Source organism: Lachnospira hominis (ex Liu et al. 2021) (assembly GCF_014287955.1).
GTDB lineage: Bacteria > Bacillota > Clostridia > Lachnospirales > Lachnospiraceae > Lachnospira > Lachnospira hominis.
Window position 1 is genome coordinate 288203 of the sequence record NZ_JACOPD010000001.1, and the last position, 24819, is coordinate 313021.

Here is a 24819-nt window from a genome sequence, read left to right on the forward strand (position 1 = left end):
CAGATGTTTTTTTATTTAATCTTCATTTATCTTACTTCAGTTTCTCATTCAATTCATTAATCATTTTTAATGCTGATTCTTTATCCTTTTCGCCTATATACTTTGCAACTGAAAGCTGGTCATAAAAATCATGGCGTATCTTTGCCATACCCTCAATTTTATTAATAAGCTGCTCATATTCATACGATTCCTTTTTCCTTGCTATCTCAAGCTCTTTAATTGCTGCAAGTTTTTTGTGCTCCTCATTTTTCCGATACAGAATATAAATAATAAACAAAACAGCAGCTACAGCAATAAAAAACAATACTCCAATTACAATCTTACTTTTTACATCCACACGATATATCTGATATGTAAATATGTATACAATCATGAGAAAATACAGATAAATAAGTACACAAAAAATAACTATTCTTATATCAATTTTTACTCTCTGATTAAACTTATGCCACAGATAAATAACTGCCGGATATAACATCGCAAGAATTGTAATCTGAACAAGATATGCCCGTGTTACATAGACTTGTGTCGTAAAATCAGTTGAATTAGGCCACAGCATATAAATAACATTTGCCATAAGTGCAACAAAAACACACAATCCTGCCGCAATCATGCACCTTAAAATGCTGTCCTTAAATGCCAATTTTACACCAACAAAAAGTAATGTTGTTGTTACTACTATCATGATTACTGCCGAAGCCTGCCCTTGTTCTCCAAGATGAAGCACCTTATACAAAGTCGGCACAAATACAACCGCACACACAATAACAGTAGACAAAAACTTTGATTTCCTCGGCGTGAGCATAAATGTCAATGCTATAAATATCATGTAGTTTGCTATCCAATACAGTAGAAAATTAAATGTACTAATCATATCTGCACCTGTCGGTCAGCTTATATTATGATTGTTCCGAAATTTTTTCATTCAATTCATTAATCATTCTTAATGCTGATTCTTTATCCTTTCCACCTATATATTTTGTAACTGAAAGCTGGTCATAAAAATCATGGCGTATCTTTGCCATACCCTCGATTTTATTAATAAGCTGCTCATATTCATATGATTCCTTTTTCCTTGCTATCTCAAGCTCTTTTATATAATTAAGCTGCATCTGTTCTTCGTTCTTTCTGTAGATAAGGTACAAAAGAAAAATCATTGCAACAAATTCAATCAATATTACCGGCAAAAAAATAAACACACGTTTTTTCACTTCTTCAAGATAATACAACACAAGATATGTCAATATTGTAAAATAAACCGCCGCCATAATTGACATAATCGCAAAACTTCCGCTTATCTGATGAGTTTTTTTCGTCTTATTCCACAGCCATACAACAATAATAAACAAAGCTGCCATTGTCGGAATCTGAATAATATAAGACATCGTATATATAATGCTGTCCATCTGTCTTTCGCTTCCAAGAATAAGAATGTGTATAATCGCCGTAAATATAGGAACAAGCACGCCTATCGCTGCAACTGTTATACATTTCAGCAAATTTTCTTCAAAAGCCAGCTTCATTGCTATTATAAGTGCAGCCTGCAAAATAAGTGATATAATTACACTTTGCATGCCACTGTCGTCATAGACATAGAAAAACTTGTATGTGGCTCCGAAAAAACCTGACATAAACATAATAATAAATGCCGATAATTTTGATTTTTTAGGTGTCAGCATAAATGTAATAGCTACCAGTTCAATACTAGAGCCAAAAAAATACAAAAAGAAATTAATCGCAGTTATCATATGCTTTCCTCCTGATTATTCGTATATACAAGAGAAACCATAGTACTGTATATGCCATCTTTAAAACCGTATTCAAGCCTTCCGTTGTACTGCTGTGCTATGTCTTCAAGAATTTTCATTCCCCATCCGTGTTCTGAGCTTCTGATTTTCTTTTTCTGATTCTTATCTGCCGAATTTTTAACAAGAACATTCATATAATCGCCCGAATAATCACACTTTACACTGATAAAACGCTTACTCTTATCTTCAATTTCAAGACATGCATTAATTGCATTGTTAAGTATGTTTGAAAATATGCTGCAAAGATGCAGATTGGAAATATTAGTATTTTCTCCGGCTTTTACTGAATATTCAGCCTTAATACCATTCTGTTTTATAATTCTGTCTTTATCTTCAAGAACAGCATTAACAATCATATTTTTGCAGAATCTCTTTTCTCCTGTACTTCTTACTTTCGCCTCAAGTGCCTCTATAGATGAGGCAATCTTATCACCATCCTCATTATCCGTATACATAACAAGAATCTGCTTCAATTCTTCATTATATTTGTTTTTAAGTTCGTGAAGTTTCTTCTCGTCCTGCTCAATATTTTCTTTATTCAGCTTCATAAGTTCAAGTTCTTTTCTCTGATTTTCAATATTGTAATCGAGTTCGTCCTTTGCCCACAAACTATATACAATATATAACAGTACACTGTCTATAAGACATCCAATAACGGTTGTAACCGCTGAAATAGCAAGATTATTATAATTTTCACCAACATAACAATAAGGTACTACCATCAGCTGGCTGAGCGGAAATATTACAATAAAAAGATTCATAATATTAAACCGCGGTGATTTTTTCCTTTTTTTAATAAATGCCAGCACATAAATTAAAATAATCTGTAAAACACTGCATGTAATAACTGTTTTTAAAATTACGTCCTGTGCCTCAACATTTAGTGTTTTTAAAAAAATAAGTTCGCATAATTCTATTACAAAACTTAATGATATATCAATCAGACTTTTCTTTATTTTTTTATTTTTCCCAGATTCCTTATCCAAAAAAACACTTACTGCATATATAATTTTTGCTGTTGCAATTATAAACCCTGTTTCTAAAAGTACTTTCACATCTTCTCTCCCATATATTTAAAAAATAAATCAGACAATTCTTTTCTTTTGAGTCTGCTCACCGAAACGTGCTCACCATTGTCCATAACAACATATTCTTTTTCAATACGCTTCACATGATTAAAATTAATGATGAAACTTCTGTGACACTGGTAAAAATCATCGGGAAGCTGTTTTAAAATCTGCTGCAGCGAATCATATACCATAATATCTTTCTTATCAGTATATATATATACATTATGGTTGCTGCCCTCTATATATATTATTGATTCATATGCTACCGTCTGAATCTGTCCACGCTGTTTTATTACAAGCTTTTGTAAATTCATGTTTATTTTTGAATTTTCAATCTTATCTATAATCTTTATTACACGGTCCTTTTTTACAGGTTTTTTTAGATAACCTTCAATATTGGTCCGCTGCATAAATACATCTTCTATATACTCCTGCGAATATCCTGTAAAAAATATAAGACGTGTATCAGGTGCCTTATCATAGAGCCATGCAGCATAATCAATACCATTCTTTTTCTCTTTCCAATCAATATCCATCATTACAATATCATATCTGCTGCCATCTTCTACATCCCTCATAAACCTATCAATATCATTAAAACATTCGATTAAGTTTACTCTGTTAGTTTCAATAAGAACATTCCTCACATCATTCAATGCTTCCATTGAATCATCACAAACCGCAATATCCATATTTATACGCTCCCGTTTATACATATTAATAAAATATGCCTTTTACTTATAAAATAATATTAACATTATTTTTGACATTTTTCTATATTTTTCTTGAATTTTTTTAACATTTTTACTTGCAATTTAAAAATATTGTGTTATATTATTAATATACATTTTATAAATTTGGTGGTTATATATGGATTTACAATCTCTTACAAAACAACTTATATATGATGAACACAATATCGAAACTCCTGATATCTATCAGAAGTTCGGCATTGTCTGTCCTGAATATTCATCCCGTGATATAGAAGTAAAGGAATATCCCATGCCCGACAAGGAGCATTTATTTACTTTGCTATGGGATATACCTGATAACAGCAGCCTTTATGCAACTATTCTTCCATGTGATACACCATTTACATACAGCTGTCATTTTAAACATGGCATGAGAACCCAGATGCACTCACATGAATATCTTGAATTATTTTATATTATTGACGGAGAATACCGTCAGAAGATTCTAGGCAGCGAATTCACATTCCATAAAGGCGAACTTTGCCTTATAGATAAGAACTGCCAGCATCAGGAGATTCTTGACAGCAGCAATGCAACTATTCTGTTTCTTGGCATAACTAACTTCATGTTTGACGATATTGTAAAGCATCATGTTACGACAGAACGTATTTCTTCTTTTTTAAGCACTGCATTACTTGAACAGAAAACTTTACAACAATATCTTCACTTCCGTCCACATTCCGATGGAGAAGTTTTAATGGAGCAGACACTTACAAGCCTTATTGAAGAACTAAAGCGTCATGATGAAGCCTCTCCTTTTATATGTCAGGGACTTCTCATAAGAATTTTTCACATTCTTAGTACCAAATATGAATTTTCTCTGTCAAAGCAGCTCCGCAAACGTATGAATTGGATTCTTTTTGAAGAAATCACTAATTATATCAATAATAATCTTAATAATATTTCAATTATGCAGCTTTCCAATGAATTTCATTTTCAGGAAGATTACTTTAACCGGCTGCTCAAGAGCCAGACTGGTCTTACATATACGGAATATCTTCAGTCACTGCGTCTCAAAAAAGCTGAAGACATGCTGATTAACACTGACCACACAATTGACACGATTTCCCATGAAGTCGGATACCAGAACAAAGGATATTTTTATAAAATTTTCACTGACAAATATAAGATTACGCCGGCACAGTTCCGTAAGAAAAATAAGTCATAAAAAACTTTGTTGATTTAATTTTATATAAAAATGAAAATGCAGAGCCAACCATTTAGTATGCTCTGCATTTTCTATAGAATTATGTAAGAAAAGGTATCTATTATGGCAAATTTATTTAATCATATAGTTACATATCCCATTTCCAATCCCTGATTTCCGGCATATCAATACCATATTCATGGATATACTGTTTATGTTCGACAAGCTTGTCATTCATTTCCTGAACAAGATATGAACCCCTGTTGCCAAGCTGTGGAAGATACTTAACAGCATTCTTTACAAGATGGAAACGGTCAATTTCATTCTGGACACGCATATCGAATGGAGTTGTGATAGTTCCTTCTTCCTGATATCCATATACATGAATGTTTCTGTTAGTTCTTCTGTATGTAAGTTCGTGAATAAGTGTATGGTAACCATGGAATGCAAATATGATTGGTTTATCTTTTGTAAACAATGCATCATATTCTGCATCACTTAATCCATGTGGGTGCTTTGACTTAGGCTCGAGCTTCATAAGGTCTACTACGTTGATAACACGAATTTTAATCTCCGGAAGTGCCTTTCTTAAAATTGTAACTGCTGCAAGAGTCTCAAGTGTAGGTGTATCACCGCAGCATGCCATAACAATATCAGGTTCCTGACCCTGGTCGTTACTTGCCCATTCCCAGATACCGATACCCTGTGTACAATGCTTTACAGCCTGCTCCATTGTGAGCCACTGCTGTCTTGGATGCTTAGATGTAACAAGTACGTTTACATAGTTACGGCTTCTAATACAATGGTCAAAACATGAAAGAAGACAGTTAGTATCCGGTGGAAGATAAAGTCTTACAACATCTGCTTTCTTATTGGCAATATGGTCAAGGAATCCCGGATCCTGATGTGTAAATCCGTTATGATCCTGCTGCCATACATTTGAACTTAATATAAGATTTAATGATGCAATAGATGCTCTCCATGGAAGCTGGTTACATACCTTCAGCCATTTTGCATGCTGTGCACACATTGAATCTACAACTCTGATAAATGCTTCATAACTTGCAAAGAATCCATGACGTCCTGTAAGAAGATACCCTTCAAGCCAGCCTTCACACATATGCTCACTGAGCATTGAATCCATTACACGTCCATCCTGTGCAAGGAATTCATCTGTATCATATTTTTCATTATTCCAGTCACGGTTAGTAACTTCAAATACTTTTCCAAGTCTGTTTGACATAGTCTCATCAGGTCCGAATATACGGAAATTCTTGGCATCATCATTCAACTTAAATATATCTCTTACAAATCCGCCAAGTTCAATCATATCCTGTGCTTCAACAGCACCCGGCTTAGGAACGTCAATTCCATACTCACGGAAATCCGGAAGTCTCAAATCTCTTAAAAGCTTACCACCGTTAGCATGTGGATTAGAACCTATTCTTCTGTCACCTACAGGTGCAAGTTCTTTAAGTTCAGGTATAAGCTTTCCGTTCTCATCAAAAAGTTCTTCAGGATGATAACTTTCAAGCCAGTTCTTAAGCATATCAAGATGTTCAGGCTTATCCATCATGATAGGTACCTGATGTGCCCTGAATGAGCCTTCAATCTGATTGCCATCTACTTCCTTTGGACCTGTCCAGCCCTTTGGTGTACGAAGTACAATCATAGGCCACTTAGGTCTTTCTGTATTATTATTTTCTCTTGCGTCTTTCTGGATTGCTTTAATCTCATCCATTACAGTATCAAGAGCTTCTGCCATCTTTCTATGCATTTCCATAGGATCACTACCCTCAACAAAATATGGCTTCCAGCCGCATCCGTCAAAGAAATGCTCAAGTTCTTCATGTGAAATACGTGCAAGAACTGTAGGATTGCTTATCTTATATCCATTAAGATGAAGAATAGGAAGAACTGCACCATCTGTCTTAGGATTTAAGAACTTATTACACTGCCATGATGTTGCAAGAGGACCTGTCTCTGCCTCACCATCACCAACTATACAGGCTGCAATAAGATCAGGGTTATCAAATACTGCACCAAATGAATGTGCAAGTGAATAACCAAGCTCACCACCTTCATTGATTGAACCAGGTGTCTCAGGTGCAACGTGGCTTGAAATACCGCCCGGAAACGAGAACTGCTTGCAGAGCTTTTTAAGTCCATCCATATCCTCACCGATGTTTGGATATACTTCACTGTAAGTTCCTTCAAGATATGTATTGGCTACAAAGAAATTTCCGCCATGGCCCGGACCTGAAATAAGAATCATATCCTGATCATATTTTTTAATTACTCTGTTCAAATGAACATATACAAAATTCTGTCCCGGAACTGTTCCCCAGTGACCAACAATCTTCTTTTTTACATGTTCCATAGTAAGCGGCTCACGTAAAAGTGGATTATCAAGTAAATAAAGCTGTGCTGCTCCGAGATAGTTTGCTGCACGCCAGTAAGCATCCATCTTTTTAAGGTATTCATCTGTAACAGGCTGTTTTTCAACAACATTTGTTTCTGCCATGTCGCTTTCCTCCTAAACTCATTCTTCTATAAATCTTTTTGTTTGATTTTGTTATATTTTAGACAATGATTTTATTCTTTACAATACCCAAATCCTATTACTTTTTTCAAAAGTTACCTATTCCGACTTGTATTAATGTGTATAAAGCAAGTCAAAACTACAGATTTACACAGACTTAATAATCATAATCAATTTATTACATATTTTTATCAGAAAACTTAATACAAATCCACCAAATTATTTTGACATTTCGGTACTAATTTGTTAAAATAATAGCAAAGGTATTTACATCTTGATTTTTTAAATAAAACATGGAGGAACTATTATTATGGTAAACAGAATTGTATTAAACGAAACATCTTATCATGGTGCAGGAGCTATCAACTCAATTCCTGATGAAGTAAATGTACGTGGATTTAAAAAGGCATTTGTATGTTCAGACCCTGACCTCATCAAGTTTAATGTAACAAAGAAGGTTACTGACGTTCTTGACAAAGCAGGGCTTGCCTATGAGATTTATTCAAATATCAAACCAAATCCTACAATTGAAAATGTACAGACCGGTGTTGCAGCATTCAAAGCTTCAGGTGCTGACTACATAATTGCAATCGGCGGCGGTTCATCAATGGATACAGCAAAGGCTGTCGGCATTATTATCAATAATCCTGAGTTTGCTGATGTAAGAAGCCTCGAAGGCGTTGCCCCTACTAAGAAACCATGTGTTCCTATTATAGCAGTTCCTACTACCGCAGGTACGGCAGCAGAAGTTACTATTAACTACGTTATCACAGATGTCGAAAAGAAACGTAAATTCGTATGTGTTGATACACATGATATTCCTGTAATCGCAGTTATTGACTCAGACATGATGTCAAGCATGCCAAAGGGTCTTACAGCCGCAACAGGCATGGATGCACTTACACATGCCATCGAAGGTTATACTACAAAAGCCGCATGGGAAATGACAGACATGTTCCACTTAAAAGCTATTGAGATTATATCTAACTCATTAAGAGGTGCTGTTGACAATACTCCAGAAGGACGTGAAGGCATGGCTCTCGGTCAGTATATCGCAGGTATGGGTTTCTCTAATGTAGGTCTTGGTATCGTTCATTCAATGGCTCATGCACTTGGTGCTGTATATGATACACCGCATGGCGTTGCCAATGCTATTCTTCTTCCAACAGTAATGGAATACAATGCTCCATTCACAGGCGACAAATACAAATACATCGCAAAAGCAATGGGCGTTGAAGGCGTTGAAAATATGACTCAGGAAGAATATCGTAAAGCTGCTGTTGATGCAGTTAAGAAACTTTCTTCAGATGTTGGTATTCCTGCAAATCTCAAGGAAATTGCAAAAGAAGAGGATGTTCAGTTCTTATCTGAATCAGCTTATGCTGATGCATGCCGTCCTGGTAACCCAAGAGACACATCAGTTGAAGAAATTGCAGCATTATATCGCTCACTTATGTAATTTCACTAAATTATGTTATTGCAACAGCTGACAGATTCCTATGTAATTACGGATTTTACCTCTCTGTACGCAATAAAATCCGACCGGACAACATTTAACTGCTGCCCGGTCGGATTTTTCTATTCTTGTATGTTACAGAGAACCCACATTTTTTGATGTGGTTTTATTTTTTTATGTAATTTTATTTTTTTTTGCATTTATCACTTTTTAAATTTCTCACAGAAAACTAAATAAGCTTTCTTCCCATAAGGACACCCATCACAGATGCCATCATAAGACCTCTTGTCCATCCGCTTGAATCGCCAAGACAGTATAGATGTTCTACATTTGTATTCAGATTTTCATCCATTTTAACCTTATTACTGTAAAATTTCAATTCCGGAGAATACAAAAGAGTCTCTGTACTTGCAAAACCCGGAACAACATGGTCTACTGCCTGTATGAAATTAATAATATTAACCATTGCACGATATGGCATTGCTGCTGTAATATCGCCAGCAACCGCATCAGGCAGTGTCGGTTTTACATTGGACTGTGCAAGTTCCTTCTGCCATGTTCTCTTTCCGTCAAGAATATCACCATAACGCTGTACCATAATCTGACCGGCTCCAAGCATATTTGTAAGTTCTCCGACTTTTTTAGCATATTCAATCGGCTGGTTAAATGGCTCAGTAAAATTATGCGAACATAAGATTGCAAGATTTGTATTGTTAGATTTTAAATCTTTATATGAATGTCCATTTACAACTGCAAGATTGTCATCATAATTTTCCTGGCTTACAAATCCTCCCGGATTCTGACAGAATGTTCTCACTTTATTCTTAAATGGTCTTGGATATCCTATAAGTTTTGATTCATACAAAACATTGTTGACATCCTCCATAATTTCATTGCGTACTTCAACACGCACACCTATATCAACAGTTCCCGGCTTATGCATGATATCATACTTTGCACACAATTTTTCAAGCCACTCGGCACCTCTTCTTCCTGTTGCAATAATAACATCATCGCCATAAATTTCTGTTTCATCACTGACACCAACAGTCTTTTTAATACGTATGCCGACACACTTATTTTCCTCTAAAATAATATCTTCACATGTATAGCCAAACATTATCTCAACACCATGCTCAACAAGGAAATCTTCTATGCTTGCATATATTTCCTGTGCTTTTTCTGTTCCAAGATGTCTTATTGGACAATCTACAAGTTTAAGCCCTGACTGAATTGCACGTTTACGGATTTCCTTTACCTTTTCACCCTGATTAATACCCTCAACATGAGTATCAGCTCCAAATTCCAGATAAATTTTGTCTGTATAATCAATAAGACTCTGTGCAAAATCTTCCCCTATAAGTGATGGCAGATCTCCACCAACTTCATATGACAAAGACAGTTTTCCATCCGAAAATGCCCCGGCTCCTGAAAAACCCGCTGTAATATTGCAAGGTTCACATCCAACACATTTTTTGGTTTTACTCTTAGGACAGTTTCTCTTATGAATACTGCTGCCTTTTTCAACCATTATTATCTTTTTCTTACTTCCGTTCTTTATAAGTTCAAGTGCCGTAAAAATACCGGCTGGTCCACTTCCTACAATAACAACATCTGCTTTCATAATCTGACCCTCCATCAATAACCATATTTGTGCATTATCAGTTCATTACATACTATTTTATTTTACTATATATTAGCAAAAAAGTATACGTTTCTTTTTATATTATACATCGTGCCATAACTACACATGTATAATATTATAGTTTATTATTTCATAAAAGCAGCCTTTAAATTATATATGATTCTTCCTGCTTTTTTAATGTTTTATGTGGTATTTCCCTTATTTTTCCTTGTTATGTGCCGATTAAGCTTATAAATTTCACTTTTTAATTATCAATATTGACATTATAATATCCATTGCATAAAATTATACATGTATTATATTTAGAAACAAGGAGGTTAAGTCCTCTCCCCGCCATAGGACTCGGATTTTTGCTCCGCAAAAACAAGGAGGATTTTATATGAAGGCATTAATTTACACAGGTCATCCTGCATGGAAGGAAAGTCTCAATCCCATAATTAAGTCAAGATGGGAACAGCATATCAATGAAATCCCGGAAATTGAAAGTTTCCGTCTGTACAGCGTATACCACCAGTCTCAAAAGGACATCGAATCGCAGCTTAAAGATGAGGAAATACTTATAGGTTTTAATATAGATAATTATCTTAACGAGTCATTTTTTGAACGTCATCCTAATCTTAAATATATTTCGACACTTGCTATGGGATATGGCAATTTTGACCGTGACGCTGCAAAAAAACACAATGTAACTCTTACAAACACAGTTTATGGTGCACAGACAATTGCCCAGTTTACAATGGCACTGCTTCTCGATATATGCCATGATATACGTGGCAATAGTGACTTTATCAAAAAAGCTCCTGATAATGTACTTTCAGGCGGTACTTTTTTTAATCCTATTGACAGGCAGATTGAATTATACGGCAAAACACTTGGCATTATCGGATTGGGACACGTAGGTCTCTGGGTTGCACGCATGGCACAGGGCTTTGGAATGAAAGTCATCGCATCCAGCCACCACATAAAAACCGGTCCCGAATATGCTTCAATTGAACAGGTAAGTACAGAGGAAATTTATGCAAGAGCTGATGTAATCTCGCTCAACTGTTCTGCTAATCCATCAACTGTCAACATTATTAATAAGGAAAGCATCAGCAAAATGAAGGATGGTGTTATCATTATTAATCCTTCTCGAGGCAGTCTTATCGACGAGGACGCACTCTGTGAAGCACTTAAAAGCGGCAAAGTATACGCTGCCGGACTTGATGCAACATCAGCAGACAACTCGCACTCACACATTCCGCTTATGGATTGTCCTAATGCCATAATTACTCCACATATTGCATGGTCACCAAGTGAGGCACAGCTTCGCGTTGTTGATGTTGCAATGGCTAATGTAAAAGCCTGGATTAACGGACACCCTGAAAGCTCAATAATCTGACATAATGCGTACCGGTTCCCTTAAATCCGTATTTTTACTTATATTTTTATAAATTTTTGTTGCTACCTTCTACCGTATTTGGTATTCTAGAGAATATAAAAATATACACGGAGGCTATAATGAACTTTTTAGAGGAAAGAATTATTAAAGATGGCATCGTTAAAGAAGGTAATGTATTAAAAGTTGACAGTTTTTTAAATCATCAGATGGATATTGCATTATTTGACCAGATTGGAAAAGAATTCAAACGCCGTTTTGCTAAAGAAAAGATTAATAAAATTGTAACTGTTGAAGCTTCAGGAATCGGCATTGCATGTATCGTGGCAAGACATTTCAATGTTCCTGTTGTATTTGCCAAAAAATCAAAAAGCATTAATATTGAAGGCGAAATGTACGTTGCCGAGGTTGAGTCATTTACACACAAATGCAAAAATCAGGTTATTGTATCCAAGAAATTCTTAAATCCAGAGGACCACGTTCTTATAATTGATGATTTCCTCGCAAACGGATGTGCACTTCAGGGACTTATTTCTATTGTAAATGAGGCTGGTGCTTCTGTCGAAGGTATCGGGATTGTAATTGAAAAAGGGTTCCAAAGTGGAGGTCAGATTATCAGAAATCTCGGTTATCATCTTGAGTCACTTGCAATTGTTGATGCTATGGATGCTTCCACAGGCAAAGTAACTTTTCGTGAACAGCCTGAATGGAATTCCGAGCAGCTATAACATATGTACAAAAAGAATTCTGCTTATGGACAATGCCCGTGTGCAGAATTCTTTTTGTAATAGTTAATCAATTCTGATAATTTATATGCTGTCCGTTGACAAGCGGATATCTCTTTAATCCGCTGCTTTCAAGGTCTTCCCTGTTCATATCAACAGCTGAAATCTGACTGTTTTCATATGTTGTATAATAATATATTCCTTTTGCGGCATTCCAGCATGACGTATATATTGTTATCTCATATTTTCCATCTGCAACTTCACAGCATCCACGCTGCTGTTCAACGCTTCCAAGTATATGGAAAAACTGGCTTACGCTTTCATTTTCAGAATCACCGGAACGTGAATTCATCTTCGTATAAGCTACTCTTGCAAATCTTGAACGGGATGATAAATCTCCCGGAAGTCCAATAGTGCCCATTCCTCTGCTGTACATATTTAAGTCAACGCCTGATGCAAATGTATTAACAGGCTGCTTTGGTGAAAGTCCTGCATAATCCGCAAGTATAAGCATCTGAATATCAAATGGTGGATTGTTTGTAAGTACACCTACAGGATTATCGTATACCTTTAATCCGTCCTTTACAGATTCTACTGTTATAGCTTCATTCTCATCTGCAATAATCCAGTGAAGCTGTGCTGCCGGAAACATCTCACTGTACGGTGTGCCGACAAGATTAATCCTCATCAGCAGACTCCTTACCTCTTTTACACTTGAACACTGGCTTAAAACCCATGGTATAAATTCATACTGTGATACATTTTCTTTCTCATCAGCCTCTGTATCCGGTTCTGCATAGACTGCATTTCCAACGAAATTAAGTCCTGCCATTCCAAGCCCCTTCTCATTGACTGCATCATAATACAATGGATAATTATCAGCAACATGTGCCATTCCGATTATTGCAAAATGTTCTGACATATCCCCCATATATCTGAAATGAAGCGGATAATTTCTTGGCATAACTGTTACTTCTTCGCCATATGCGAATTCATAATCAAGTGTCCTTCCCATATAAAAATCTTTTGTCTTATAAGTTGCTGCTGTACACATATAGCACTCTCCTTTTCATTTATTTTGATTTTGAACGGACAAATATATAAAATGATACTACCGCTGTTATTAATTCTGTTATCCAGAATGCATGCCATACTCCTGCTGCTCCGATAATACGGCTTAATATAAATGCTGCCGGTATTATTACAGCAACGTATCTTAAAGCAGAAATAACAAGTGACGGACCACCTTTTCCAAGTCCTTCCAATGCACCTGATGATGCAACTGACACAGAAGATACTATAAATCCCAGACCAATTATCCTTAGTGCTGTCCGTCCTGCACTTATTGTGTCCGCATTTGTTGTAAACAAACCAATAAGCTCTCCAGGAAATACAAAGCAAAGTATTGTACCTGCTGCCATTATTAAAGCAACCAGAACAAGCGATGTTCTGTATATTTCCTCAACTCTTTTATGCTCACCGGCACCATAATTATATCCTATAAGCGGTCTCATTCCCTGAACAATTCCGTTTGCCGGAAGGTAAAGAAATGTCTGTAATTTATAGTAAACACCAAGCACAAATACGTAAGTTTGGGAAAACGCCGCAAGAATAACATTTAATGCTGATATAAGAAGTGATGGCAGTGCAAGGCTAAGACTTGCCGGTATTCCTATTGCATAAAGTCTCTTACACATATCTTTTTGCGGAATCATATACTCTTTTTTATATTTAACAGAAATAGGTTTTACTATGTATAAAATTATATATGCAATTGCACATACCGACTGACCTATTCCGGTCGCAAGTGCTGCACCTTCTATTCCCATTCTCGGTGCCGGGCCAAGTCCAAATATAAGTACCGGATCAAGTATTATATTTACAATACAGCCTGCCAGCATACATACCATTGATGCCGTCATTCTGCCGACTGCCTGAAATGTTTTCTCAAATACAAGTTCCCACGAAAGTGCCACTGAAAATGCAAATGCTACATTTGTATATTGCACACCAAGACTTAGTATCTCACTATCATCTGTGAACATTCTAAGGAACCATGGCATAACTGTTATACCAATTACAGTAAACACAAGGCCATGGACAGTACCCAGAAATAATCCCTGACTGGCTGCTTTATCAGCTCTTTTCCTATCTCCTGCTCCGAGATAAAATGATACAACTGCATTAATTCCTATACCAAATCCAATCATAATTGAACTTATAAGATTCTGAATTGGAAATACAAGTGAAAGTGCCGTCATGGCATTCTCGCTCATCTTCGCTACAAACAGGCTGTCAACAATATTATACAACGAATTTACCATCATTGATATAACCATTGGCATTCCCATCTTTAATATAAGTTTTAATACATTTTCTGTTTTCATATTTTTCATTATCTTCCGTTCTCCTCAAAAAAACATATCTTAACTTCAATATCATAACAAATAACATCATAATAAGTGCCACAATACCAAGTATAACAAGAAGCTGCGAAGCCACATTTGACCTCACAGCTTATATTATAATTATTTATTAACTTTTAAAATATAATATGGCGTATAGTCATATTCAAGTGTATCAGGCTTTTCAACTTTCAAAACTTCCCACTTGGAAATACACGGATGGGTTTTTGCATACAAATCCTTTTTCCCTGCTTTTTCATATTTGAATCCACGGGTAATCATAAACACATTCCATCTTCTATGTTCAATTCTTTCCAGTTCTTCCTTATTATCTTTAAGCGAATATGCCTTTTTATCATACACAAGCCATCTTTTTACATCCTGATGAAGTGATTGTGCAATGCTTGACTCCCTGTCGAAAATACTCATCTTATGCCATGCATTATTTAATTCTGTCTCATTCTTTTCGATTCTTAGTGCATCCTCTTTAAGATGATTTTCTATTTCAAGCATAAATTTATCATCTACAACTATATTTTTATCTTTCTTATAACCGCTTATCACATCATAAAGCAGATTATATCTGTGATTAAAAAGCTTTGCTTCATTTGTAATTTCCTGGTTTGTTATTGATTTATACGAATAAATATCCTTATCGCGGTTTATTGTATACAGATTCTTTTCACCATAAATACTTGCAAAATCATTATTTTCTTTTACTCTTACAATAACAGGAATGTTTATACATGTGTCACCTTTTTTATATAAAAGCTGCTTTAATTCTATAATGGTATTTGCCATTGAGCGTGTATCTGCCATCGCAATTATAAGATATGTAAATGGATTTTCATCATTACATTTTTTAAATATTTTATTAAAATGTAACTTTGTTGCATCTGTGTTAAAAAATCTGATATTTATTTCTCCATCCATTCCAAACTTGTCCGGTGAAGTGTTAAAAGGCATTTTTAATTCGTAACAACCTGTACTTTTTCCTTCATAAATATCTTCTTTTATAAATTTCAGACCCTCAAGTGCATCAACCGAAAAGTTTTTCATAAATCCACCGATTATCGAATCAATATCTTTATCAAAAACATCTATACATATTTTTGAATCCGCCGATAGAACTGACATATTAAGCCCCTGTATAAGTGAACTCTGTCCAAAATCGCCAAAACCTATAATTCCGATATGGACATCATAATTATCATCTTTGTTTGCTATGTATACAGGATGTTCTTTATACATCTTATTAACAGCCATTTTATTTACATCTACTATATCAAGGTCAAATAATTTTGTATCAAGATTATCATAATACTGTCGGATAAGTTCCGCCATCGAATTATCTGCACTGCTAACATGAATCTGCTGATAAGCTGAATTGCCTGCATCACTGTATTTTGATGATTTTTCAGATAAAGATTTCAAATATTCAATATTAGCAATTGCACTTTCATCACAGAGAAAGATATCATTAAATTTACGTATATCAAGCGATTTGAATATGGTTTCAATTGACATATCACCATATTTCTGGATAATCTTTACTCCCTTATTTATGTACTTCAGTTTCGTATCTTCTGAAAGCATTCTGCTTACAATAACTGTCACACGGCAGTCTTTTACCAGACCATCAATAAATGCAAACTGATACTTTCCTTCTCCTATTATAAGCACATGCTTCTTGTTTCTCTGGCTAAAAAATCCTCTTACATAACTTGCCGGCTTTCTTATAAGCACAGCCAATGCACCTACTGTACAAAATGGTGCCACTATAACAGCAAAACAGTAAACATATGTTATTATGACGCTTATAATTCCACCACCAGACTTCTGCATATAGGCAAGTGCTTCTGCCTGCTTTATGTCTGGATCAATCTTATATGCTTTTATCGCATTCTGAATATTAAGCGTAACTTTAAGGAAAGGATTTTCTACATTGTGATAGAAAAATATGCCTTCAATTACACATATGATAAATACTGCAAGAGCTGTATACCACAAATAATCTTTATATTTATTTCTTTTCATGCAATCTCCTCAAAACTTATCAGTTCTTTTTGAATGTTTTTCTTATAAGTGCCTTTTCATCTTCATTGCCAGCTGCATTCATAACTATGTCATATAATGTATCTTTGCCTTCTTCGCTGTAATCGCGGACATATTTTGCAAATTCCATGGCAGTAAGACCGAGCTGTCTGTTGCACTTGTCTACAACTGGAGATTTGCTTATATTAAGTTCACTTGCAACAGCTCCGTAAATATTCTGAAGTGTTTTTGTATAATTCTCAATCGGTTTATTTTCCTGATTCACCTTTTCAATTACCATGCAAATCTGATTAATCTTAGAACTTACACCTGTACTCCGCACTCCGGATGAACTTTTTCCCACTGTTTTTTCATTCTTTTTTCCTGATTTCCATGCCAGCTTTCCGTTGACACTTGTACCCGACACAAAACATGCCGCTCCCGAAAGGCTCCTGAACTCCATATCTTTTTGAAGGACATAATACTCACCATCGTCCGTGATACTTCCGTCTAATAGCGAGCTGTTTCTCTTTTTCTTTGCTCCCTCAGGGCATGAATTCGCCTCGCTCCTGCTGATTTTTGAACCTTTAAGAATCACAATTCCGCCAAGCATGTTGTCCCTGCCAATTGCAGAATCGTAATATAACAAGTCATCACTTAAATCTTGTGTGTCGGCTGCGTCATTTATATCTTCAACTGCCTCGGCTGTAGCGGCTGTTTCAACGACATCATCTGCACTCTTGACAGCTTCTGCTTCATCTAAAACTTCCGGCTCTCCATTATCTTTGTCAAACATATATATGGCATTTTCACTGTCCTGTTTAAATCTGTTTTCTTCATTATACTTTGACGCATCAATATAATTGCCATAAAGATTACTCTTTTTTCTTACCTCACGGACTATCATAGCAACAGAAGGATAAAAATTAACCATTTGAGAAGAATCATATGCCTGCTTTATACCCTCTACAGCTGCTTTTACACGCTCTTCATCATTGTTGTAAAGGCTTCTTAATCCCTCTTCGTAACATTCTTCCTCGTGATGATTATTTTCCCACAATCTATCACCTACTTTTTGTCTTAAATTTGTAAAATACTTTTTGTAATCATTCTTAATTTCCTGTGAACTAAAATTTTTCCCTTCATCTTTCGGCTTGTTTTCCAGACATATAATATCTACCGGCAAAACAGGATTTGTAAACGGTTTTCTTTTCTTTGCCGTTTCATCTGAGCAAACAGTAAGCAATTCAAGCATAGATGGATAACTGAAGCAGTAATTCTCGCTGTAGAAGCATGCAACAAGCTGACATGATGCAGACCTCAATGCTTTTGTCATCATTTCGACCCAGTTTTCATTTCCACTGTGATTTTCAAAATCCACATCAAGATATATGTTATATCCCTTTCTTATCCATCTTAAAACCATTGGATATACCTGTTTATAATCCATATGCGAATAACTTACAAAAACATAATTTTCATTAGCATCAAACTTAGCCATTTTTATTTCATCTTCTATTTCTTTAATGGTCATTTCTGATATATTCTTCATGTAAAAACCTCTTGCACATTAGTATTTAATATATTTATTATATAATTTTTTATATTTCTTTACAATAACTATTTTAAATATTAAACATATAAAAAGTGGGGGCGATAAAACGCTCCCACTAACCAACACGGCCTATTATAATTCATTCGGACTCATCTGTCTGATATTGACATTCTGGATTCCATATGACTGTATTAACTTCTGAATTGTAACTGCCTGACTCTTTCTTATTTTCTTGATTCTTATTTCAGTATAATATATGTACACATTATTTGGTTCGTGTATATTATAAATACCTGTTTCTTTGCAATGCTTTTCAACAGCTTCACATGCCTTAAGCGAAGAATCAACGCTTTCCATGGCCCCTCGTCCGACTTCTACTATCCAGTAGCCTGATATGTCATCTTCCTGTTTTATTCTCTCATTTTCTATAATCTCATCTGAAGAACTACAGCTTTTTGAAATATCATTTATAACAGATTCCATATCAGATATTGTGAATTCTTCTTTGTCATTTAGTCTTTCTTCTTTTGTTTTCCAATAATCAGCACGCGTCTGATTGCTGTTAATGCTGTCTTTCCACTTATTACTGTCAGACGAATCATCATCCCATTTTACCGGAGATGCAGTTGAGAGCCATGCCCATATTACTGCTATTATAACTACAACCCATCTGAAAAATCCATGTAATAAAATTAAAGAAAGCACACCTATTATTACAGGTGCAATAAGTTTTAAAAGGTTTTTCTTCTTCTTTTCTTCATCGGACATCGCACTGTATTCTTCGTAATCTTTTATACTTGACTCTCTATATTGTTCATATCGTTTTTCAGTGGTATCCTTTTGTTTTTCGTAGAATTCTATTAATGCTTTTATGCCATCCTCTACACCATTGTTCTTAATTCCGTTTTCAGAACATGCATTATTAACTTCATTTTCTAAATTACGACTTTCTGTTTCAGTTTTTTCTGCGACATATTGCTGTATCATAGGTGTTAGTACAGCTTCTTTATCACAGTCTTTGCAGCTTATCATTTTATTTAATAGATCATAACCAGCATATTTGTCTTTTTCTTTAGATGTATTACCTTTTAATTTTAATATAACTTTATACATTCCTTCATATCCGACACATGAATCCGGTTCAAAGCCTGTATATTTTTTAAATCCGGCATAAGCCTCGCAATATTTTCCTCTGTCAAAATTATCCTGTGCTTCAATCAGGATTTCTTTTGCTCTTGAAGCCTGTGAATTGGAATTTACAGTTACAGAATTAACATTCTTACTTAAATTATCGAGTTTTTCATTTATATCCTCGTGCATATCTGTAATATGTGCATCTGTCTGTCTGAACTCTTTTGAAAGATTATGTACTAAAAATATATTATCACATGCAAGACACGCATATTTTTCTTCTGTCAGTTCTTTTACTTTTTCACTTCCGCAATTAGGACACTTTATAGCCTCCATTGTTTAACCCTGCTCCTTTGTATTCTTTATTTTCCTTATATCAAGCTGTTTTTCTATCTCCAGGCATTTAGCCCCAAACTGTGAAGATTCTGTAATTCCCGGTAATTCAGCTATCAATTTGTGTATTTTTTCATTTTCCTGTGAAACTTCAGGTGAACTCACAGGATTGGAATATCTCATTTTTTCGTATAATTTATCTATATATTTTTTATTTTCTTCAGAGATATCCAATCTGCATATTTCTAGTTCTTTGATAAGATTTTTAAAATCACGTATTGAATTCTGCTCATTTTCCTGGACTTTTTTTATATATTTGTTGCTGCCTGACAAAGCCAGCTCCAAAGCTATAAATACCGCCAGAATTACAGCCTGAATCAGATAAGAAAATATACCGTATTTTCCCGGAATTTTTATACACAGTTTGAAGAACGCATATACCTGCACAACAAGATAAAGCACACTGCAGCCAATCATCGGAATCTTTAAGGCTGCTTCTCTTTTATCCTGCTTATGGTACACATACCACACAAATAACGGCTGTACTAAAACAGCAATCACGCAAAAAATGTATCTTGTCATACGTCCCTCCTTGCTCCGCAGTGCATGCAGAATTTAGCTTCGGGACTTATCGGCTGTCCACATTCCGAACAGAAAACCGTCTTTGGAACCTCAACTTTTTCTCCACAGTTAAAGCAGAATTTTGAATTTGACGGAAGTTCAGTGCCGCATTTTGCACATCTTATAACAGAAATATCCGTATTATTTTTCGTTTCGGCTGTCGAAGCCACTGCAGAATCTACATTTGATTTAATCATGTCTCCCATGGAAAATGCCAGCGGAATCTGTGCCATCATATTGGCAGGATTACCCGCAAATCCCTCGTTTTGTGCAAATGTCTTACTAACGTCAAACTGCTGTTCCTGCTGCCATGTGTAGCCCTGGATTTCTCTCGCTTTCGCCATTCCCTGTGCCTCGATAACATTCGCATCCCTGTTACCCATAGCCTCAAATCTTTTCTGTACCATGCTGTTGTCGAGATTTTTTAATGCTTCAAGATCATCAGGCTTTATATTGACCGAAGATAAAAAGAAATTAAGTATCTGTATGCCGTAATCGGAAATATCTTTTTCAATCTGTGACGCAACGCTTTCAGAAATGTCACTTAAATGCTGGTTAAATTCATTGTAGCTGTATCTGCCTAGTTCAACCGCAATACAATTTTTAACTCTCGTAACAATCAGATCTTTAAAATACTTCTGAACATCAGATGTCTCCATCTTCTTCTCTGTACCGACAAGATTAATAAGAAGTCTGCGTCCGTCTGTTATTTTAAGTCCGAACGAACCACTTGCACCCGCACTATAACTGTATCCGTAATTCGGGTCTCTCACAGTTACCTGGCTCGGCGTGCCCCACGGTATGTCCATCATCGTTGCAAGATTTATAAAATAAACCTCTGTGTGAAACGGTGATACGCCGCCCGATACAAGATTTCTAAGCTTGGAAATTAACGGGATATTCTTTGTCTCAAGAGTATATCTTCCTGCCCTGAAGCTGTCCAAAGCCTGTCCGTCACTAAAAAATACCGCTTCCTGCGACTCATGGACAATGAGCTGTGACATCGTATTAAAATCCTCAGCAGGATGCTTATATATCAAAACAGAATTTTCTCCCTCGTACTTTATAACTTCCTGTATTGCCATTAAAATTTTTTCCTCCCTTGTAATTTTACATTTCTGTCCAAAATGGAAGTTTTTATCATTGTAACATATAACTTCTATTTTGGATACTTTTTTCTTCTATTTTGGATAAAATTTTACATATGATTTCTTTGAGGTGAATATCATGAGTGAACGAATCAACCAGCATCTTAATCCGCTCATCGGCTCAAACATACGGCGTTTGCGCAAAGAACGCCACATGAAAGCTGTTGATGTCATTGCCAAACTCCAATGCGAAAATATCAATGTCACAACAGGAATTTTCAGTAAAGTCGAAAACGGATACAATAACCCGACCGTTGATATGCTTATCGCATTAACCAAAGTTTTTGAATGTGATTTTAATGAATTTTTTAAAAAATAAGCGGCTGTTTTCCGATACGGATATTCAGCCGCTTTTTTTAGTAATTCGACACTTTTTTGAAGGAAATTCGATGTCTTTGTTGAATGTAATTCAGCCGTCTTTGTTGAATGTAATTCAGCCGTCTTTGTTATTGACAGCCGGCGTGTCGTGTGCTTTAGGTTATAAATCTATGATTTAAAAAATACTTCACCGCCAAAAATACGCTCTATGGGTCTCAATGACTTTTCAACGAATTCAATATCTTCTTTATTAATATCTTTTATAATGTCTTTTTCATGTTTTACAGCAGCTATATTTCCCGCAAATATTTTCTGCACTTTTCCGTCTTCGCCGCATACCGCACGGTTAAGCGTTTTTCCCATAATAACGGCATCTTCTTCATATAAAATGTCGATATTTTTTGTAAGTGCAAATTTTTGTATGTCGGTAATTTTAATCATGTCCGAATAATCTTGTGCATCATATTCATACCCACGATATACATTTCCCGCCGAATCTGTTCTTAAAATATATATTTTAGGCATTTTTAATTTTCTTCTCCATTATCAAAGCCATCATCACAGCTATCATTATCAGAGCTGTCATCAGCCCACAAATCATCATTAAAAATATCTGTTTCCTCAGTATTGTTCTGCGGAAATGAATTTACTCCGGTATCTGTATTTGAAATTCCGTTTATCGGAAAATCCATATTCTGTCTCGGTGCAAACATCATCGCAACATTGCTCCTGCAAAAATACGGACGTGATTTACCTTCGTCAAATACAGGCTTGTCGTTAATTCCGATTTCCGGCTGGTAATCAAATTCGCTCAAATCACAGAAACCGTCTTTTGCAAGATTTGTGACAATTTTCTTTACCGTATCAACGGGAAGATTTCCAACAAGAAGATTTCCTTCATTTGCAATAGTAAAAACCGACTCCGTTTTCACCGAAAAATACAATCCGCTGGCAGGCTGGCTTTTGTCTTTTGCCGTCTGACACAGTCTGATATCCCTTCCGTTAAAGCTGACTCTTTTCTCGACTATTGCTTCTGCCTTTTCTACCTCAATTACATTTCCGTTTGGTGTCAATACTCTCATCATAATAATTTCTCCTTTCGCTTGTGCGTTTGTTTTTGTTTATGAGCTTATTATAAATTCCGGATTTTAATCATGCTATCAGCCTATAAATAAAAAAAGAGCACAGGTTTTCTGCACTCTCTCAAAAAAAATTTTTATCCCGTCGCACGATTTTTACACTTATGAAAACTTCACATAATTCTTTTTAAATTCACGCCACTTTAATTTTAATAACTTTTCTTTTCCGTTAAATTCCATTTTATATTTTCGGAAAAATGATTCACAATCGATTTCATCAAAATCTATATCAGTAACAAAAACGATATTCTGCTGCTTGTTTTTATTCTTATCCCTGTAAATGAAAACAAATAAATTCTTGTCTTTGTCTATCATATCAAACATATTATATATGACTTTCACGGGCACTTTTTCCTCAAAACGCTCGTAATTCCCATGTGCTATGTATATATCGGACTGCATTTCCTGTTGTGTATACAACATATCGTAGAGCGTGGGATTTTCATCATTAAGGCCTTTCTGTAAAAATGTTGACCATGTCATAATCCAGTTGCCCTCGTAGTGATGGAGCATTTTTAAAAGGCTTATCATCATAGTGCCGTCAAATCCGAAACGCTGATATTCTTTTATATATTTCGGTACGTCTATATAAAGAAGAAACTTTTGTATGTCACCGCTGCTATAATTTTGATTGTCTGCATTTTTTCTTATTATATCAATAACCCTGCTTATATCGCAGTTTACAAATTTCAACTCCGAAAATTTCTTGGCAAAAGCCACAAAATCTTCCTGCGATAACTTCACAAAATCCGTCACACATTTCTTATATGTCTTTTCATCGTCAAGCCACCCAGTAACCATTTTATTGTTTTTTACTTCCAGATTAGTCTCCACCCAGTATTCCGGTGCAAAACACAAACATATAAATATATACTTGGCAATCTGCTCTTTCGTATATCCCGTAGATTCATACGAATACTGTCCTCCGACATTCTTTCGTACTCCGTAATAGACAAGTACCTTAATTTGTCCAAGATGCTGTATCTGTGACTTCATTATATCTTTTATCTCATTGTCGGCAAGCTTGATTTCCAGATATTTTCTTTCCTCATCTATCATTTTATAAAACTTTACAGGCTTTCGCATCACGTCCTGAAGAAGCGAATACAAATAAAAATTCTGCTCATTAAGGCATACTATTTTATATTTATATCCACCTGCACACAATGCCGCCGCCAGCCCGAATTTCCCGAAAATATCAACAACCGTATCCGTCGGCACGTCCGCCCCTGTTATCATATGATGAATCATAGCCCTGTATACGCTATTGCACTCAACCTGTGCGTAATTAAACGGCAGCTGCACATTACTGTATTTTTCCTGTCTTATCTTACTGTCGGGCGAATACATATTCCAATATTTTTTCCCGAAAACATCTTTCGGCAGCCCAAACATTTTTTCAAGTATATTGCTCTGGCAGACACCGTCAGCCGCTTTGCTGACGGTATTTTGTCGGCTGCCATTTTGTTTCAACTCGCAGTAAACAATTTTCCACACAGAATCCCTTAAATTCTGCGGCAAATCCGCAACACCGATTCCGCATGCTCTTAACCTGTCTATTTGATTTTTTATGTTGATTATGTCAGTTTGGTTATATTCTTTAAAAATCAAA

At 35.5% G+C, this 24819-nt stretch carries 21 protein-coding genes; 5 read left to right on the forward strand and 16 right to left on the reverse strand.

What is annotated here, in order from left to right:
• Positions 1-31: 31 nt before the first annotated feature.
• From H8S01_RS01385 to H8S01_RS01400, 4 genes are read right to left on the reverse strand one after another with little or no spacing between them, the layout of a single operon-like run.
• Positions 32-874, reverse strand: a complete 843-nt coding sequence (locus tag H8S01_RS01385; protein ID WP_186835902.1) for a hypothetical protein — start codon at positions 872-874, stop codon at positions 32-34.
• A gap of 25 nt (positions 875-899) precedes the next feature.
• Positions 900-1748, reverse strand: a complete 849-nt coding sequence (locus tag H8S01_RS01390) for a hypothetical protein (protein WP_186835903.1) — start codon at positions 1746-1748, stop codon at positions 900-902.
• Positions 1745-2863: a GHKL domain-containing protein gene (locus tag H8S01_RS14255; RefSeq protein WP_186835904.1), complete on the reverse strand. Its 1119-nt coding sequence runs from the start codon at positions 2861-2863 to the stop codon at positions 1745-1747. Before H8S01_RS14255 ends, H8S01_RS01390 begins: the two co-directional genes overlap by 4 nt.
• A complete protein-coding gene (locus H8S01_RS01400; protein ID WP_186835905.1) occupies positions 2860-3570 on the reverse strand; it encodes a LytR/AlgR family response regulator transcription factor in 711 nt (236 codons plus the stop codon). Before H8S01_RS01400 ends, H8S01_RS14255 begins: the two co-directional genes overlap by 4 nt.
• A 178-nt stretch (positions 3571-3748) precedes the next feature.
• Here H8S01_RS01400 and H8S01_RS01405 point away from each other — a divergent pair, with 178 nt between their 5' ends.
• A complete protein-coding gene (locus H8S01_RS01405) occupies positions 3749-4798 on the forward strand; it encodes an AraC family transcriptional regulator (RefSeq protein WP_186835906.1) in 1050 nt (349 codons plus the stop codon).
• A 127-nt stretch (positions 4799-4925) separates the two neighbouring features.
• Here the strand turns inward: H8S01_RS01405 and H8S01_RS01410 are convergent, their stop codons facing one another.
• Positions 4926-7301 (reverse strand): phosphoketolase, encoded by a 2376-nt coding sequence (locus H8S01_RS01410; RefSeq protein ID WP_186835907.1) that lies wholly within the window; start codon positions 7299-7301, stop codon positions 4926-4928.
• Positions 7302-7629: 328 nt separating this feature from the next.
• On the opposite strand from H8S01_RS01410, the gene fucO reads away from it, so the two are divergent.
• A complete protein-coding gene (gene fucO / locus H8S01_RS01415; RefSeq protein WP_186835908.1) occupies positions 7630-8778 on the forward strand; it encodes a lactaldehyde reductase in 1149 nt (382 codons plus the stop codon).
• A 226-nt stretch (positions 8779-9004) separates the two neighbouring features.
• Here fucO and H8S01_RS01420 read toward each other — a convergent pair whose 3' ends face one another.
• Positions 9005-10399, reverse strand: a complete 1395-nt coding sequence (locus H8S01_RS01420) for an NAD(P)/FAD-dependent oxidoreductase (protein ID WP_021866835.1) — start codon at positions 10397-10399, stop codon at positions 9005-9007.
• Positions 10400-10799: 400 nt separating this feature from the next.
• Between H8S01_RS01420 and H8S01_RS01425 the strand changes: the two genes are divergently transcribed.
• Both H8S01_RS01425 and H8S01_RS01430 read left to right on the forward strand, forming a co-directional pair.
• Entirely contained in the window at positions 10800-11801 is a 1002-nt protein-coding gene (locus tag H8S01_RS01425; protein ID WP_186835909.1) for an NAD(P)-dependent oxidoreductase, read from the forward strand.
• A 119-nt stretch (positions 11802-11920) separates the two neighbouring features.
• On the forward strand, positions 11921-12526 hold the full coding sequence (locus H8S01_RS01430) for a xanthine phosphoribosyltransferase (protein WP_186835910.1): 606 nt from the start codon (positions 11921-11923) through the stop codon (positions 12524-12526).
• 67 nt (positions 12527-12593) lie between these two features.
• Here H8S01_RS01430 and bsh read toward each other — a convergent pair whose 3' ends face one another.
• The 7 genes from bsh to H8S01_RS01465 form a co-directional block, all read right to left on the reverse strand.
• The gene (gene bsh, locus H8S01_RS01435) at positions 12594-13577 is read right to left on the reverse strand and encodes a choloylglycine hydrolase (RefSeq protein ID WP_186835911.1); all 984 of its coding nucleotides are present in this window, start codon (positions 13575-13577) and stop codon (positions 12594-12596) included.
• 19 nt (positions 13578-13596) lie between these two features.
• Positions 13597-14919: an MATE family efflux transporter gene (locus H8S01_RS01440; RefSeq protein ID WP_021866839.1), complete on the reverse strand. Its 1323-nt coding sequence runs from the start codon at positions 14917-14919 to the stop codon at positions 13597-13599.
• Positions 14920-15051: 132 nt separating this feature from the next.
• Positions 15052-16965, reverse strand: coding sequence for a hypothetical protein (locus H8S01_RS01445; RefSeq protein WP_186835912.1), 1914 nt, complete (start codon positions 16963-16965; stop codon positions 15052-15054).
• Positions 16966-16984: 19 nt separating this feature from the next.
• A complete protein-coding gene (locus tag H8S01_RS01450) occupies positions 16985-18514 on the reverse strand; it encodes a DUF4357 domain-containing protein (RefSeq protein WP_186835913.1) in 1530 nt (509 codons plus the stop codon).
• 135 nt (positions 18515-18649) lie between these two features.
• Positions 18650-19984, reverse strand: a complete 1335-nt coding sequence (locus tag H8S01_RS01455) for a hypothetical protein (RefSeq protein ID WP_186835914.1) — start codon at positions 19982-19984, stop codon at positions 18650-18652.
• A 3-nt stretch (positions 19985-19987) separates the two neighbouring features.
• Positions 19988-20563, reverse strand: coding sequence for a hypothetical protein (locus H8S01_RS01460; protein WP_186835915.1), 576 nt, complete (start codon positions 20561-20563; stop codon positions 19988-19990).
• Entirely contained in the window at positions 20560-21687 is a 1128-nt protein-coding gene (locus tag H8S01_RS01465; protein WP_186835916.1) for an SPFH domain-containing protein, read from the reverse strand. Before H8S01_RS01465 ends, H8S01_RS01460 begins: the two co-directional genes overlap by 4 nt.
• A 142-nt stretch (positions 21688-21829) precedes the next feature.
• Between H8S01_RS01465 and H8S01_RS01470 the strand changes: the two genes are divergently transcribed.
• Positions 21830-22069, forward strand: a complete 240-nt coding sequence (locus H8S01_RS01470; RefSeq protein WP_021866844.1) for a helix-turn-helix domain-containing protein — start codon at positions 21830-21832, stop codon at positions 22067-22069.
• 167 nt (positions 22070-22236) lie between these two features.
• Here the strand turns inward: H8S01_RS01470 and H8S01_RS01475 are convergent, their stop codons facing one another.
• The 3 genes from H8S01_RS01475 to H8S01_RS01485 form a co-directional block, all read right to left on the reverse strand.
• The gene (locus H8S01_RS01475) at positions 22237-22593 is read right to left on the reverse strand and encodes a hypothetical protein (protein WP_186835917.1); all 357 of its coding nucleotides are present in this window, start codon (positions 22591-22593) and stop codon (positions 22237-22239) included.
• 2 nt (positions 22594-22595) lie between these two features.
• Positions 22596-23153, reverse strand: coding sequence for a hypothetical protein (locus H8S01_RS01480; RefSeq protein WP_186835918.1), 558 nt, complete (start codon positions 23151-23153; stop codon positions 22596-22598).
• A 156-nt stretch (positions 23154-23309) separates the two neighbouring features.
• A complete protein-coding gene (locus H8S01_RS01485) occupies positions 23310-24818 on the reverse strand; it encodes a hypothetical protein (RefSeq protein WP_186835919.1) in 1509 nt (502 codons plus the stop codon).
• Position 24819 lies beyond the last annotated feature (1 nt).

What these genes read in the sequence shown, in the direction of transcription:
- H8S01_RS01405 (WP_186835906.1), top strand. Translation starts at nt 3,749, where the DNA reads ATGGATTTACAATCTCTTACAAAACAACTTATATATGATGAACACAAT.
- H8S01_RS01430 (WP_186835910.1), top strand. Translation starts at nt 11,921, where the DNA reads ATGAACTTTTTAGAGGAAAGAATTATTAAAGATGGCATCGTTAAAGAA.
- H8S01_RS01460 (WP_186835915.1), bottom strand. Translation starts at nt 20,563, where the DNA reads ATGACAAGATACATTTTTTGCGTGATTGCTGTTTTAGTACAGCCGTTA.
- H8S01_RS01410 (WP_186835907.1), bottom strand. Translation starts at nt 7,301, where the DNA reads ATGGCAGAAACAAATGTTGTTGAAAAACAGCCTGTTACAGATGAATAC.
- H8S01_RS01385 (WP_186835902.1), bottom strand. Translation starts at nt 874, where the DNA reads ATGATTAGTACATTTAATTTTCTACTGTATTGGATAGCAAACTACATG.
- H8S01_RS01470 (WP_021866844.1), top strand. Translation starts at nt 21,830, where the DNA reads ATGAGTGAACGAATCAACCAGCATCTTAATCCGCTCATCGGCTCAAAC.
- H8S01_RS01440 (WP_021866839.1), bottom strand. Translation starts at nt 14,919, where the DNA reads ATGAAAAATATGAAAACAGAAAATGTATTAAAACTTATATTAAAGATG.
- H8S01_RS01450 (WP_186835913.1), bottom strand. Translation starts at nt 18,514, where the DNA reads ATGAAGAATATATCAGAAATGACCATTAAAGAAATAGAAGATGAAATA.
- H8S01_RS01465 (WP_186835916.1), bottom strand. Translation starts at nt 21,687, where the DNA reads ATGGCAATACAGGAAGTTATAAAGTACGAGGGAGAAAATTCTGTTTTG.
- H8S01_RS01445 (WP_186835912.1), bottom strand. Translation starts at nt 16,965, where the DNA reads ATGAAAAGAAATAAATATAAAGATTATTTGTGGTATACAGCTCTTGCA.
- H8S01_RS01400 (WP_186835905.1), bottom strand. Translation starts at nt 3,570, where the DNA reads ATGGATATTGCGGTTTGTGATGATTCAATGGAAGCATTGAATGATGTG.
- H8S01_RS01475 (WP_186835917.1), bottom strand. Translation starts at nt 22,593, where the DNA reads ATGCCTAAAATATATATTTTAAGAACAGATTCGGCGGGAAATGTATAT.
- H8S01_RS01425 (WP_186835909.1), top strand. Translation starts at nt 10,800, where the DNA reads ATGAAGGCATTAATTTACACAGGTCATCCTGCATGGAAGGAAAGTCTC.
- fucO (WP_186835908.1), top strand. Translation starts at nt 7,630, where the DNA reads ATGGTAAACAGAATTGTATTAAACGAAACATCTTATCATGGTGCAGGA.
- H8S01_RS01455 (WP_186835914.1), bottom strand. Translation starts at nt 19,984, where the DNA reads ATGGAGGCTATAAAGTGTCCTAATTGCGGAAGTGAAAAAGTAAAAGAA.
- H8S01_RS01420 (WP_021866835.1), bottom strand. Translation starts at nt 10,399, where the DNA reads ATGAAAGCAGATGTTGTTATTGTAGGAAGTGGACCAGCCGGTATTTTT.
- H8S01_RS01480 (WP_186835918.1), bottom strand. Translation starts at nt 23,153, where the DNA reads ATGATGAGAGTATTGACACCAAACGGAAATGTAATTGAGGTAGAAAAG.
- bsh (WP_186835911.1), bottom strand. Translation starts at nt 13,577, where the DNA reads ATGTGTACAGCAGCAACTTATAAGACAAAAGATTTTTATATGGGAAGG.
- H8S01_RS01390 (WP_186835903.1), bottom strand. Translation starts at nt 1,748, where the DNA reads ATGATAACTGCGATTAATTTCTTTTTGTATTTTTTTGGCTCTAGTATT.